The sequence below is a fragment of the Streptomyces hiroshimensis genome (genome assembly GCF_014650335.1).
Taxonomy (GTDB): domain Bacteria; phylum Actinomycetota; class Actinomycetes; order Streptomycetales; family Streptomycetaceae; genus Streptomyces; species Streptomyces hiroshimensis.
Genome location: NZ_BMUT01000010.1, coordinates 293,718 through 306,378 on the forward strand (window position 1 = coordinate 293,718; position 12,661 = coordinate 306,378).

General features: G+C 72.2%; 14 protein-coding genes. 6 read left to right on the plus strand and 8 right to left on the minus strand.

Annotation, left to right across the window (positions count from 1 at the left end; genetic code table 11):
• Window positions 1-33: 33 nt before the first annotated feature.
• Window positions 34-894 (plus strand): deoxyribonuclease IV, encoded by an 861-nt coding sequence (locus IE241_RS23310; RefSeq protein ID WP_190023826.1) that lies wholly within the window; start codon window positions 34-36, stop codon window positions 892-894.
• Between the two features lie 15 nt (window positions 895-909).
• Here the strand turns inward: IE241_RS23310 and IE241_RS23315 are convergent, their stop codons facing one another.
• A complete protein-coding gene (locus IE241_RS23315) occupies window positions 910-1,542 on the minus strand; it encodes a sulfite oxidase-like oxidoreductase (protein ID WP_190023747.1) in 633 nt (210 codons plus the stop codon).
• A gap of 155 nt (window positions 1,543-1,697) precedes the next feature.
• Here IE241_RS23315 and bfr point away from each other — a divergent pair, with 155 nt between their 5' ends.
• Complete coding sequence (gene bfr, locus IE241_RS23320; RefSeq protein WP_190023748.1) at window positions 1,698-2,186, plus strand: bacterioferritin; 489 nt, start codon at window positions 1,698-1,700, stop codon at window positions 2,184-2,186.
• A 3-nt stretch (window positions 2,187-2,189) separates the two neighbouring features.
• Here bfr and IE241_RS23325 read toward each other — a convergent pair whose 3' ends face one another.
• Entirely contained in the window at window positions 2,190-2,450 is a 261-nt protein-coding gene (locus IE241_RS23325) for a (2Fe-2S)-binding protein (RefSeq protein WP_190023749.1), read from the minus strand.
• Window positions 2,451-2,569: 119 nt separating this feature from the next.
• Window positions 2,570-3,919: a class II 3-deoxy-7-phosphoheptulonate synthase gene (locus tag IE241_RS23330; protein WP_058044801.1), complete on the minus strand. Its 1,350-nt coding sequence runs from the start codon at window positions 3,917-3,919 to the stop codon at window positions 2,570-2,572.
• Between the two features lie 257 nt (window positions 3,920-4,176).
• On the opposite strand from IE241_RS23330, the gene IE241_RS35010 reads away from it, so the two are divergent.
• Together IE241_RS35010 and IE241_RS23340 are read left to right on the plus strand one after the other, a co-directional pair.
• Window positions 4,177-4,233, plus strand: coding sequence for a trp operon leader peptide (locus tag IE241_RS35010; protein ID WP_190023827.1), 57 nt, complete (start codon window positions 4,177-4,179; stop codon window positions 4,231-4,233).
• Window positions 4,234-4,328: 95 nt separating this feature from the next.
• Window positions 4,329-6,317, plus strand: a complete 1,989-nt coding sequence (locus IE241_RS23340; RefSeq protein WP_190023750.1) for an anthranilate synthase family protein — start codon at window positions 4,329-4,331, stop codon at window positions 6,315-6,317.
• Window positions 6,318-6,439: 122 nt separating this feature from the next.
• Here the strand turns inward: IE241_RS23340 and IE241_RS23345 are convergent, their stop codons facing one another.
• From IE241_RS23345 to IE241_RS23360, 4 genes are read right to left on the minus strand one after another with little or no spacing between them, the layout of a single operon-like run.
• Window positions 6,440-7,471 (minus strand): 6-phosphofructokinase, encoded by a 1,032-nt coding sequence (locus tag IE241_RS23345; RefSeq protein WP_190023751.1) that lies wholly within the window; start codon window positions 7,469-7,471, stop codon window positions 6,440-6,442.
• Window positions 7,472-7,512: 41 nt separating this feature from the next.
• Window positions 7,513-8,205, minus strand: coding sequence for a response regulator (locus IE241_RS23350; RefSeq protein WP_190023752.1), 693 nt, complete (start codon window positions 8,203-8,205; stop codon window positions 7,513-7,515).
• Window positions 8,202-9,428 carry a MacS family sensor histidine kinase gene (gene macS / locus IE241_RS23355; protein WP_229899689.1) on the minus strand — a complete coding sequence of 409 codons (1,227 nt, stop codon included), beginning with the start codon at window positions 9,426-9,428 and terminating at the stop codon, window positions 8,202-8,204. Before macS ends, IE241_RS23350 begins: the two co-directional genes overlap by 4 nt.
• Window positions 9,429-9,479: 51 nt before the next feature.
• A complete protein-coding gene (locus IE241_RS23360) occupies window positions 9,480-10,265 on the minus strand; it encodes a lysophospholipid acyltransferase family protein (protein WP_190023753.1) in 786 nt (261 codons plus the stop codon).
• 126 nt (window positions 10,266-10,391) lie between these two features.
• On the opposite strand from IE241_RS23360, the gene IE241_RS23365 reads away from it, so the two are divergent.
• Complete coding sequence (locus IE241_RS23365; protein ID WP_190023754.1) at window positions 10,392-11,171, plus strand: alpha/beta hydrolase; 780 nt, start codon at window positions 10,392-10,394, stop codon at window positions 11,169-11,171.
• A complete protein-coding gene (locus IE241_RS23370; protein WP_190023755.1) occupies window positions 11,164-11,742 on the plus strand; it encodes a hypothetical protein in 579 nt (192 codons plus the stop codon). The genes IE241_RS23365 and IE241_RS23370 overlap by 8 nt, the downstream gene beginning before the upstream one ends.
• A gap of 12 nt (window positions 11,743-11,754) precedes the next feature.
• Here IE241_RS23370 and IE241_RS23375 read toward each other — a convergent pair whose 3' ends face one another.
• Window positions 11,755-12,534 carry an endonuclease/exonuclease/phosphatase family protein gene (locus IE241_RS23375; RefSeq protein WP_190023756.1) on the minus strand — a complete coding sequence of 260 codons (780 nt, stop codon included), beginning with the start codon at window positions 12,532-12,534 and terminating at the stop codon, window positions 11,755-11,757.
• Window positions 12,535-12,661: the final 127 nt, after the last annotated feature.

Here is a 12,661-nt window from a genome sequence, read left to right on the forward strand (position 1 = left end):
CCGGCAGCCGCGGAGGAGCAGGCCCCGGGACGGCTGCGCAACCCCGTGGGCGGCCATGTGCCGGTGGCGGGCGGCCTGGCCAAGGTGGGCCTGGCCTACGCGCGCGAGATGGGCGCGGAGACCCTCCAGGTCTTCGTCGCCAACCCGCGCGGCTGGGCGACGCCCGCGGGCAACCCCGCGCAGGACGAGGCGTTCCGCGCCGCGTGCGCGCAGGAGTCCCTGCCGGTGTGGGTGCACGCCCCCTACCTGATCAACTTCGGCTCGCACACCGCGGCGACGGTCGAGCTGTCCGGGGAGTCGATGCGGCACTCGCTGCGCCGCGGGCGGGCCATCGGCGCGCAGGGCGTGGTCGTGCACACCGGCTCCGCGACGGGCGGCCGGCCGCGCCGGGCGGCGCTGGAGCAGGTCCACGAGCGGCTGCTGCCGCTGCTGGACGAGCTGACCCACGACGACGACCCCTGGCTGCTGCTGGAGCCCACGGCCGGTCAGGGCGCGTCGCTGTGCTCGCTGGTCGAGGACCTCGGCCCCTACTTCGAGGCGCTGGAGCACCACCCGAAGCTGGGGGTGTGCCTGGACACCTGCCACGTCTTCGCGGCGGGCCACGACCTCGCCGGGCCGGGCGGGATGAAGAGCACCCTCGACGAGCTGGTCTCGGTGGTGGGCGAGGGGCGGCTGAAGCTGATCCACGCCAACGACTCGAAGGCGGTCGTGGGCGCGCACCTCGACCGGCACGAGAACATCGGTTCCGGCCACATCGGCGCCGGCCCGTTCGCGGAGCTCTTCCGCCACCCGGCCACGGCCGGGGTGCCGCTGACGATCGAGACGCCGGGCGGCCCCGCGGGCCACGCCGCGGACGTGGCCCGCCTGAAGGAGCTGCGCGACGGCGTGCTCTGACGCGCGCCGCGGGCCTTAGAGCTCCGGGCCCTCGCCCGGCTGCTCCTGGTAGGAGTAGCGCTGCTCGCGCCAGGGATCACCGATGTTGTGGTAGCCCCGCTCCTCCCAGAAACCGCGCCGGTCGGCCGTCATGTACTCCACGCCGCGCACCCATTTGGGCCCCTTCCAGGCGTAGAGGTGCGGCACGACGAGACGGACCGGGAAGCCGTGCTCGGCGGTGAGCGGCTCATCGTCCTTGTGCGTGGCGAAAATCGTCTTTTCGGAGGCGAAATCGGCCAGTCGCAAATTTGAGCTGAAGCCGTATTCCGCCCACACCATGACATGTGTGACCCCGGGCGCGGGCGGTGCGAGTTCGAGCACCGTACGGGCCGAGACCCCGCCCCATTCGGCGCCGAGCACGCTGTATTTCGTGACGCAGTGCAGATCCGCCACGACCCTCGTGTACGGCAGTGCGGAGAATTCCTCGTGCGTCCAGCAGTGCTTGTCGCCGTCGGCGGTGGACCCGAAGACGCGGAACTCCCACCGGTCCGGCTTGAACCTCGGCACGGGGCCGTAGTGCGTCACCGGCCAGCCGCGCTGCAGACGCTGCCCCGGCGGCAGCTGGGGGAGCTCCCCTTTGCGGCTTTCGGTGTTTTTCGAGGGCCCCATGCCCCCATGGTGTCAGACCTTTCGGGGCGCCGGTGACCAGGGGTTCCACTATGGGGACAACTCCCACTAAGTGTGCACTTACTGGACGGTTTCGAAGGGCGGTGCGAGGATGCGCGCAACCTGCCAGTCACCCTTGCTTGGAAGGAGCCTCTGCAATGCAGGGCGATCCCGAGGTCATCGAGTTCCTCAATGAACAGCTGACTGCCGAGCTGACCGCGATCAATCAGTACTTCCTGCATGCGAAGCTGCAGGAGCACCACGGGTGGACCAAGATCGCGTCACATACGCGCGCCGAGTCCTTCGACGAGATGCGGCACGCGGAGACCCTCACCGACCGGATCATCTTCCTGGAGGGGCTGCCCAACTACCAGCGGCTCTTCCACGTCCGGATCGGCCAGACCATCACGGAGATGTTCCAGGCCGACCGGCAGGTGGAGGTCGAGGCCATCGACCGCCTGCGGCGCGGGGTGGAGGTCATGCGGGCCAAGGGCGACATCACCTCGGCCAATATCTTCGAGTCGATCCTCGCGGACGAGGAGGATCACATCGACTATCTGGACACGCAGCTGGAGCTGATCGAGAAGCTCGGCGAGGCGCTGTACATCGCGCAGTTCATCGAGCAGGAGAACGGCGGGTCGGACTGAGCCCTAGGCCGCCTGGGGCTGAGGCTGTGACAGCGCGGGTATCCCGGCGCCGAGCACATCGGATTCCCCCCGGTCGGCCAGCTCGCGGCGCGGGCACGCGCCACGGCCGAGCAGCGCCTGGATGCGGCGCACACAGCCGCCGCAGTCGGTGCCCGCCTTGCAGGCGGAGGCTATCTGCCGGGGCGTGCACGCCCCCTTGTCCGCGTGCTCACGCACCTGCTGCTCCGTGATGCCGAAGCACGAGCAGACGTACACGCGGTTCACCGCCAGCCGGGTTGATCAATAAGGTAACCCTAACCTTACCCGGCCCGGTGGCGGAAAAACAACGCCGTGGGGCGGGGATCACAGATCCCCGCCCCACGGCGCGCTCGTATCACCGGCTCCTACTGGTCGCGGTACATCTCCGCGACGAGGAACGCCAGGTCCAGGGACTGGCTGCGGTTGAGGCGGGGGTCGCAGGCCGTCTCGTAGCGCTGGTGCAGATCGTCGACGAAGATCTCGTCGCCGCCGCCCACGCACTCGGTGACGTCGTCACCGGTGAGCTCGACGTGGATGCCGCCCGGGTGCGTGCCGAGGCTCTTGTGGACCTCGAAGAAGCCCTTGACCTCGTCCAGCACGTCGTCGAAGCGGCGGGTCTTGTGGCCCGAGGCCGCCTCGAAGGTGTTGCCGTGCATCGGGTCGCAGATCCACGCCACCTGGGCACCGGAGGCGGTGACCTTCTCCACCAGCTCGGGGAGGTGGTCACGGATCTTGCCCGCGCCCATGCGGGTGATGAAGGTGAGCCGGCCCGGCTCGCGCTCCGGGTCGAGGCGCTCGATCAGGGTGAGGGCGTCCTCGGCCGAGGTGGTCGGGCCGAGCTTCACACCGATCGGGTTGCGAATCTTCGAGGCGAACTCGATGTGCGCGCCGTCCAGCTGGCGGGTGCGCTCACCGATCCAGACCATGTGGCCGGAGACGTCGTACAGGTTCCCGGTGCGGGAGTCCGTACGGGTCAGGGCCGACTCGTAGTCGAGGATCAGGGCCTCGTGCGACGAGTAGAACTCGACCGTCTTGAACTCCTCCGGGTCCGTCCCGCAGGCGTTCATGAAGTTCAGCGCGCGGTCGATCTCGCGGGCCAGGGCCTCGTAGCGCTGCCCGGACGGGGAGGACTTCACGAAGTCCTGGTTCCAGGCGTGCACCTGGCGCAGGTCGGCGTAGCCACCGGTGGTGAAGGCACGCACCAGGTTCAGCGTGGCCGAAGAGGCGTGGTACATGCGCTTCAGCCGCTGCGGGTCCGGCGTGCGGGCCTCGGGCGTGAAGGCGAAGCCGTTGACGGAGTCGCCGCGGTAGGTCGGCAGGGTCACGCCGTCGCGGGTCTCGGTCGGCTTCGAGCGCGGCTTGCTGTACTGACCGGCGATACGGCCGACCTTGACGACGGGCACCTGGCCCGCGTAGGTCAGCACGGCGCCCATCTGGAGCAGCGTCTTGAGCTTGTTACGGATCTGATCGGCACCGACGGCATCGAAGGCCTCGGCGCAGTCGCCGCCCTGGAGCAGGAACGCCTCTCCACGGGCGACCGCTCCCAGGCGCTGGCGCAGCTGGTCGCACTCACCCGCGAAGACGAGAGGCGGATAGGACTCGAGCTCGGCGATCACATCGCGCAGAGCCTCTTGGTCCGGCCATTCGGGCTGCTGCGCCGCGGGAAGGGAGCGCCAGGTGTTGCCACCGGCGTGGAGTTCAGCGTTCACGGTCACGCTCCAACCCTACGGGGTCGCGGCGGCTGTCCGGCCGCCGGACCGCACTTTGAGACATTTGCCGAGACAAGGACGAGACGCGCCCAAGACACGCCAGAGCCACCGCCCAATACCGGCCATCCCCGTACCGCTTCACCGCCGCACGGGACACGGGCGCCCCCGCGCCCCCGCCCGCTACCCCGGAAGCTTCCATTCCTACGGCCTGACCTCGGCTGATACCCGCCGGTAGGGATCGTGCTTCGGGTAGGGTGCCCAGCATGTTCGCGCAGCAGACCCAGAACTGGTGGTGGACCGCTCATCCGGCGGCCCACTGACTGCGCGTACCACCGACGCATCGCGAAGGCCGCCCGAGGGGCGGCCTTCCGCATTTCCCGGGCCGTTCCTCTCCTCACCGGAAGGAACACTCCCCATGCCCAGCGACACCGCCCGGCCCGCCGGCACCGCCGCCCTGCTCGCCCGGCTCACCGGCCCCGCCTGCCCGCCCTTCGCCCTCCTCCACCGCCGCACACCCGGCCTCCCGCACGGCGCCGGGGACGGGCCGGGCGCGCCCGCAGGCACCGTCGAGCTGCTCCTCGGCCCCGTCGAGGAGGTCGAGCGCCTCGCCGACATCCCGCTGCCCGCCGGCCGGCCCGGCGGCGACCGCCCCGTCCACGACGCCCTCGCCCTCGTGCCCTTCCGGCAGATCCGCGAGCGCGGCTTCGACGTCCGCGACGACGGCACGCCGCTGGCCGTCCTGCGCCCCGAGGAGAGCCACGAGCTGCCCCTCGGCGACGTCCTCGCCGCCCTGCCCGCCCACGCCGTCCGCGTCGAGGGCGGCGCCTTCGACGTGAGCGACGACGCCTACGCGGAGATCGTCCGGCGCGTGATCGACGACGAGATCGGCAGCGGCGAAGGCGCCAACTTCGTGATCCGGCGGACCTTCGAGGGCGAGATCCACGGCTTCACCCCCGCCGACGCCCTCGCCCTCTTCCGCCGCCTGCTGGCCGGTGAGCGCGGCGCCTACTGGACGTACGTCGTGCACACCGGCGACCGCACGCTCGTCGGGGCCAGCCCGGAGGTGCACGTGCGGATGTCCGGCGGGACGGTCGTGATGAACCCCATCAGCGGCACCTACCGCTACCCCGCCTCCGGCCCCGACCGCGACGGCCTGCTGGCCTTCCTCCACGACCGCAAGGAGGTCGAGGAGCTGTCCATGGTCGTGGACGAGGAGCTGAAGATGATGTGCACCGTCGGCGACATGGGCGGCGTCGTCGTCGGGCCACGGCTGAAGGAGATGGCCCACCTCGCCCACACCGAGTACGAACTGCGCGGGCGCTCCTCCCTGGACGTACGCGACGTGCTGCGCGAGACCATGTTCGCCGCGACCGTCACCGGCTCGCCCGTACAGAACGCCTGCCGCGTCATCGGGCGCCACGAGCCCGGCGGGCGCGGCTACTACTCGGGCGCCCTCGCGCTCATCGGCCGCGACGCCGGCGGCGCCCGCACCCTGGACTCGCCCATCCTCATCCGCACCGCCGACATCGACCGCCGCGGGCGGCTGCGCGTCGGCGTCGGCGCCACGCTCGTGCGCCGCTCCGACCCCTACGCCGAGGTCGCCGAGACCCACGCCAAGGCGGCGGGCGTCCTCGCGGCCCTCGGCGTCCGCGCCCCGCGGGCGCCCCTGCCCGCGGCGGCGCCGGTCCGGCTCGCCGACGACCCCCGGGTGCGCGCCGCGCTCGACGCCCGCCGCGCGGACCTCGCCCCCTTCTGGCTGCGCATGCAGTCCGCGGACACCGCTTCCGCCGCCTCGGCCGCCTCCGCCGCCGGGCGGGCCGGGCACGCCCTCGTGATCGACGGCGAGGACACCTTCACGGCCATGCTGGCCCACCTGCTGCGCACGTCCGGCCTGGAGGTGACCGTACGGCGCTACGACGAGCCCGGCCTGCGGGAGGCCGCCCTGGCCCACGAGGGCCCCGTCGTCCTGGGCCCCGGCCCCGGCAACCCCTCCGACGCCGCCGACCCCAAGATGCGGATGCTCCGCGGCCTGGCTGCGGAACTCCTGCGCAGCCACCGCTACGGCCTGCTGGGGGTGTGCCTGGGACACGAGCTGATCGCGGCCGAGCTGGGGCTGGAGATCGTCCGCAAGGACGTGCCGTACCAGGGGGCGCAGGAACGGATCGATTTCTTCGGGCGGCCCGAGACCGTGGGGTTCTACAACACGTTCACCGCGCGGTGTTCCGCCACCGCGGAGGCGGAGCTGGCGATGCACCGCATCGAACTGAGCCGGGACCCCGGCAGCGGGGACGTCCACGCGGTCCGCGGCCCGGGATTCGCGGGCCTGCAATTCCACCCGGAGTCGATCCTGACCCTGGACGGCGCCACGATCGTGGCGGAGCTGCTGGCCGCCGTCCTGGTCTGACCCGCCGCTGCGCGGCGGGGTCGTCCCACCCACCCACCCGTTCACTCAGAGAGTGATGGTTCTCCGGTAATGGGCGGGTGGGTGGGCGAAAACCCGCGCCGAAGGCGCGGGACACCCGGCCGTCAGCCGAAGAAGACCTTCACCTCCTCGTAGCGCTCGACCGGCACGGTCTTGAGCCGGGCCGTGGCCTCAGCCAACGGCACGCGGACGATGTCCGTACCGCGCAGGGCAACCATCCGCCCGAACTCCCTCCCTCGCACCGCATCGATCGCATGCAACCCGAACCGCGTGGCCAGCCACCGATCGAACGCGCTGGGCGTGCCGCCCCGCTGGACGTGCCCCAGCACCGTGGTCCGCGCCTCCTTGCCCGTGCGCCGTTCGATCTCCTTCGCGAGCCACTCCCCCACGCCGGACAGCCGTACGTGCCCGAAGGCGTCGTGCGACGTGCCGTCCTTGAGGACGAGGTCGCCGTCCTTGGGCATGGCGCCCTCCGCGACGACCACGATGGGCGCGTAGCTGGCGCGGAAGCGGGAGGTGACCCAGCCGCAGACCTCGTCGAGGTCGAAGCGCTGCTCGGGGATGAGGATGACGTTGGCCCCGCCGGCGAGGCCGGAGTGCAGGGCGATCCAGCCCGCGTGCCGGCCCATGACCTCCACGACGAGAACGCGCATGTGGGACTCGGCGGTGGTGTGCAGCCGGTCGATGGCCTCGGTGGCGATGCCCACCGCCGTATCGAAGCCGAAGGTGTAGTCGGTGGCGGAGAGGTCGTTGTCGATGGTCTTGGGGACGCCGACGCAGGGCACGCCGTGCTCGCTCCAGAGCAGGGCGGCGACGCCTAGGGTGTCCTCGCCGCCGATGGCGATCAGGGCGTCGACCTCGTCCTTGGCGAGGTTCTCGCGGATCCGGCGGATGCCGCCGGGCTCCTTGAAGGGGTTGGTGCGCGAGGAGCCGAGCACGGTGCCGCCGCGCGGGAGGATGCCGCGCACGGCGGGGATGTCGAGCCGGGACGTGGCGCCGTTAAGGACGCCCCGCCAGCCGTCCCGGTAGCCGATGAAGTCGTAGGAATGGTCCTGGACGCCCTTGCGGACGACGGCGCGGATGACCGCGTTGAGCCCGGGGCAGTCACCGCCGCCGGTCAGCACTCCGATCCGCATGACACTCTCCTTCAGCCGGAGGACGCCCGGCCGGGTCAAGGTCAGGCGTCGTCGAGACCTCGCTCTATCGCGTAGCGCACGAGCTCCACGCGGTTGTGCAACTGGAGCTTGCCCAAGGTGTTCTGCACATGGTTCTGCACCGTGCGGTGGGAAATAACCAGACGCTCGGCAATCTGCTTGTACGACAGACCCTTGGCGACGAGGCGCAGCACCTCCGTCTCGCGGTCGGTCAGCCGGGGCGCCTTGGGCTCGTCGGGCGCGGCCGGGGCGGGGTCGGCGGCCAGCCGCCGGTACTCGCCGAGGACCAGTCCGGCGAGGCCGGGGGTGAAGACGGGGTCGCCCGCGGCGGTGCGCCGTACGGCGTCCACGAGCTCCTGGGTGCTGGCCGACTTCAGCAGGTAGCCGGTGGCGCCGGACTTCACGGCCTCCAGGACGTCGGCGTGCTCGCCGCTGGCGGAGAGGACGAGGACGCGCAGCGCGGGGTTCTCCCCCACGAGCTCCTTGCAGACGGCCACGCCGGGCAGGCCCGGCAGGTTGAGGTCGAGGACCAGGACGTCGGGGCCGGCGGCCTTGGCGCGGCGCACGGCCTCGGGGCCGTCGCCGGCAGTGGCCACGACGTCGTACCCGGCGGCGGCCAGGTCGCGGGCCACGGCGTCGCGCCACATGGGGTGGTCGTCGACGACCATGACCCGCACGGTGCGCTCGGTGGGTGCTTCGGCTTGCGTATCGCTCATCGCTGTTCTTTCCCGTTCCCCCGTGGAACCTTCAGTTCGACTTCCGTGCCCTGGCCGGGGACGGACAGCAGCTCGGCGCTGCCGCCCAGGTCCCTCAGGCGCCCGCGGATCGACAGGGCGACGCCCATCCGCCCCTCCCGTTCGGCGTCCGCGAGCCGGCCCTCGGGGATGCCGGGGCCGTCGTCCCGCACGGTGACGATCACCGCGTCCGGCTCGTCCTCCAGCAGGATCCAGGCCCGCGCCCCCTCGCCCGCGTGCTTGCGCACATTGTCCAGGGCGGCCCCGACGGCGGCGGCGAGCTCGGCGGCGGCGGCCGCCTCCAGCAGGACGGGGGTGCCGGGCCCGGCGAAGGAGACATCGGCCCCGGCGTGCGGGGCGAGCAGCGCCCCCACGTCGATGGGGCCGGTGGGGACCGGCGGGGCGGCCGCGACGGCGCCGACCAGCTCGGCGTCCCCGGCCAGCTCCTCGGCGGAGCGCTGCGGGGGCAGCAGGCCCCCGGCGACCAGGGTGCGCAGCGCGATCTCCTGCTCGCCGGCCATCCGGCCGAGCTCGGCCGCCTCGCCGCCGAGCGCGGCACCGCGCCGCTGCACCATGGCCAGCACCTGCAGGACGCCGTCGTGGATGTCGCGGGCGAGCCGCTCGCGCTCGCGGGTGGCGGCCTCGATGCGCAGGGCGCGGGCGAGGGTGCGCTCACTGGCGCGGGCGACCTCGACGATGTAGCCGATGGCGATGCTGGAGACCCACACCAGGAGCACGTTGTGGACGGTGTCCCGGGCGGGGCTGCCGCGCTCGGCGAGGTTGGCGACGGCCACGAGGGTGGAGCCGACGGCCGCCCAGCGCCAGCCGCCCTTGATGGCCAGGCCCAGGACGGCTCCGCCGGTCCAGATGGACGGCAGAGTGGCGGCACCACTGTCGATGCGGGCCGGGGAGTCGACGGCCGCGGTGACGAGAATTCCGGCGAGTGCGAGGGCCAGGTCGGCGATGAGGAACCGCTTCGTGCAGCGTTCCGGCGCCGAGGTCCGGTTCCACGTGAGCGCCATCCACCCGGTGAGTACGCCCATGTAGAGGGCGCCGCCGAGCGGATGTGCGTACTCGCGGTAGTTGACGGCGAAGAGCGCCAGGGCGTAGCAGAGCGTCAGAATGCGGTAGCCGGTCAGCGCGCGCCACAGCGGCAGCTCCACCGACATCCGTACGACGCGCGGCTTCCTGCTGCGCGGTGTCATCGTCCAACCCCCGAGCCGGGCGCGCCTGCGCCGCCGGCCGCCGCTTCCCCGTTACCTGCCGCCCTGATCGGCTTTGTCGGCCTTGTCGCCCATATCGGCCTTTTCGAGCCCGGCGGCCTTCGCCGCCTTCTCCTCCTCGGCCTTCCGCTTCGCCTCGTCCGCGATCTGCCGCTTGGCGGCGGTCGCGTAGATGTCCACGTACTCCTGGCCCGAGAGCTCCATGATCTTGTACATGACCTCGTCGGTCACCGAGCGCAGGATGAAGCGGTCGCCGTCCATGCCGTGGTAGCGGCTGAAGTCCAGCGGCTCGCCGATGCGGATGCCCGGGCGCACCATCTTGGGCAGCACCTTGCCCGGGGGCTGCACCTTCTCGGTGTCGATCATGGCGACGGGGATCACCGGCGCCCCGGACAGCAGGGCCACCCGGGCGAGCCCGCCCGGCTTGCCCCGGTAGAGGCGGCCGTCGGGGGAACGGGTGCCCTCGGGGTAGATGCCGAACAGCTCACCGCGCGCCAGCACGTCCAGGCCGCTCTTGACCGCGGCCTCACCCGCACCGCGGGCACCCGAACGGTCGACGGGCAGCTGGCCGACGCCCTTGAAGAACGCAGCCGTCAGCTTCCCCTTGACTCCGGGGGAGGTGAAGTATTCCTGCTTTGCGATGAACGTGACCTTGCGGTCGAGCACCGCGGGCAGGAAGAACGAATCCGAGAACGACAGGTGGTTGCTCGCGAGGATCGCGGGCCCTTCGGCCGGGATGTTCTCCAGGCCCTCCACCCACGGCCGGAAGGCAAGCTTCAGCGACCCGCCGATGGACACCTTCATAGCGCCGTAGAACAACCGAGAACCTCCTGTGTGTGACGAGGAGACCTTAACCTGCCTACCCGCCGTGCGGCGCTCCGCGTACGCTGAGGGCCGGACCCTCTGCGTCCTCCTTTGCCCCCGCATCCCCGATCGGAGATCCCGGTGCCGCTCCTCCCCGGAGCCGAGCCGTTCCGCCATGAAGGCGGAGAGGTAGGCGTCCTCGTGTGTCACGGCTTCACCGGTTCCCCGCAGTCCGTGCGGCCCTGGGCGGACCATCTGGCCGGGCGTGGGCTGAGCGTCTCGCTGCCGCTCCTGCCGGGGCACGGCACCCGCTGGCAGGACATGCAGCTCACCGGCTGGCAGGACTGGTACGCCGAGGTCGACCACGCGCTGCGGGAGCTGAGGGAGCGCTGCTCGCAGGTGTTCGTGTGCGGCCTGTCGATGGGCGGGGCGCTCGCCCTGCGCCTCGCGGCCCGCCACGGGGATGCCGTCAGCGGCGTCGTCCTCGTCAACCCGGGCAACAAGGTCCACGGCCTGGCCGCGCGGGCCCTGCCCGTCGTGCGCCACTTCGTGCCCTCCACCAAGGGCATCGCGAGCGACATCGCCAAGCCCGGCGCCCAGGAGGTCGGCTACGACCGGGTGCCGCTGCACGCCGCGCACTCGGTGCGCCGCTTCTTCCAGCTGGTCGACGCCGAACTGCCCCAGGTCACCCAGCCCTTGCTGCTGATGCACAGCCCCGAGGACCACGTCGTCCCGCCGGCCGACTCCGCCCGCATCCTCGCCCGCGTCTCCTCCCGGGACGTCACCGAGCGGCTCCTGGAGCGCAGCTACCACGTGGCCACCCTGGACCACGATGCCGAGCGCATCTTCGAGGACACCTACGCGTTCATCGGCCGGCTCTCCGGCGTCGGCTCCGAGGAGGGGACGGCCGCCCGTGGCTGAGCGTGACGCGGGCCGCGACGAGAGCCGCGACCCGCTCGACGAGGACGCGGCCTGGGCGGAGCTCGTCGCCGCGTACGGGGAACAGCCCGATCCGGAGACCGGCCGCTGGCCCGCCACGGGCGACGACGCCGGCACCCCCGCGGGGGCCGGGAAGGACACCCCGGAGAAGGACGTCCCCGGGAAGGACGCCTCCCCCGGGCCCTCTCCCGCGAAGGAGGAGCCCCCGGGCAGCTTCATCGTCTACGCGCCCGGCGTGGGCCCCCGCGACTGGAGCACGCCGGAGGCGCCGGAGACCGGCGCGGACGATGCGGAGGATGCGGACGAGGGCCACTTCATCCCGCCCGAGCCGCCGCCCCTGCCCACCGGCGACGTGACCGCCCGTTTCGCCTGGATCGCCGTGCTGGGCGGTCCGCTGCTGCTCCTGATCATGGTGCTGCTGCAGCAGCAGCTCACCTGGTGGGTGACCACCCTCGGGGTCGGCGGCTTCCTGGGCGGCTTCGCCACGCTCGTCCTGCGGATGAAGGACGGCGACGACGAGGACGACGACCCGGGGCGCGGCGCGGTGGTGTGAACCCGCGCTGCGCTACGCAGCCGGCACGCGCAGTGCGGCCAGCACCGGCAGGTGATCGGTCGCGACCCGGAGGTCGCGCTCCTCCACGCCGGGCAATCCCATGGGGACCCCACACCCCAGCACCTCCACCCCCTCCGTCGCGAAGACCGCGTCGATCCGCTGCAGCGGGTCACCCAGCCGGGTGGTGTGCTCCCTCCCCCACGGCTTGGTCGCCCAGCCGTCCTGCAGGGCATCCGCCAGCAGGCCGAAGGTGCGGCCGTCGGGGCGGTCGTTGAGATCGCCCGCGGCGACGGCGTGCGGCACGTCCAGGGCGGCCAGCCGGTCGAGGAGCAGCCGGCCCTGCTCGTAGCGCTCCCACTCCTTGATGCTCAGGTGGCAGCTGAGGACGCCGAGCCGGGCCCGGCCGAAGCGGAGCACCGCGGTCGAGAAGCCCCGCTGGTGGAGACCGGGGGTACGGGGCAGCAGGACGTCCTCGGTGCGCTCCACGTGGGCGCGGAGCGAGGAGAGGATCATGGGCCCGGAGGCGGTGGCCCCGCCCGCGACGTACACGAGCCCGGAGGTGCGGGCGAGCCGGGCGGCGGCCTTGCGCCAGCGGAAGAAGCGGGGCGCCTCCTGAACGCAGACGACGTCGGGCCGGCAGGCCCGGATCACCCGGGCGAGGGCCGCGACGTCGTCGCGCATGGAGCGGATGTTGTAACTGAGCACCCGTACGACGGCGGAACCGTCGGACTCCGTCCGGGATGCCGGGAGATCCGGCAGGGCCGCCGTGCCCGTTCCGGCTTCTGAACCCATTCCGCTCCGTCACCTCTCTCCGCCGCAACGGCGGGCAGCGAGACGGCGGTCTCCGGCGGTGCCGAACCGGCCTCAGGTCGGCTCGGCACCGCCGGGATCCACCGTTGTGGTTGACGCCGGCCGCGGC

Coding starts and splice junctions, on each gene's coding strand:
- IE241_RS23315 (WP_190023747.1), bottom strand. CDS start 1,542: ATGGGGCCCTCGAAAAACACCGAAAGCCGCAAAGGGGAGCTCCCCCAG.
- bfr (WP_190023748.1), top strand. CDS start 1,698: ATGCAGGGCGATCCCGAGGTCATCGAGTTCCTCAATGAACAGCTGACT.
- IE241_RS23340 (WP_190023750.1), top strand. CDS start 4,329: ATGCCCAGCGACACCGCCCGGCCCGCCGGCACCGCCGCCCTGCTCGCC.
- IE241_RS23345 (WP_190023751.1), bottom strand. CDS start 7,471: ATGCGGATCGGAGTGCTGACCGGCGGCGGTGACTGCCCCGGGCTCAAC.
- IE241_RS23350 (WP_190023752.1), bottom strand. CDS start 8,205: ATGAGCGATACGCAAGCCGAAGCACCCACCGAGCGCACCGTGCGGGTC.
- macS (WP_229899689.1), bottom strand. CDS start 9,428: ATGACACCGCGCAGCAGGAAGCCGCGCGTCGTACGGATGTCGGTGGAG.
- IE241_RS23375 (WP_190023756.1), bottom strand. CDS start 12,534: ATGGGTTCAGAAGCCGGAACGGGCACGGCGGCCCTGCCGGATCTCCCG.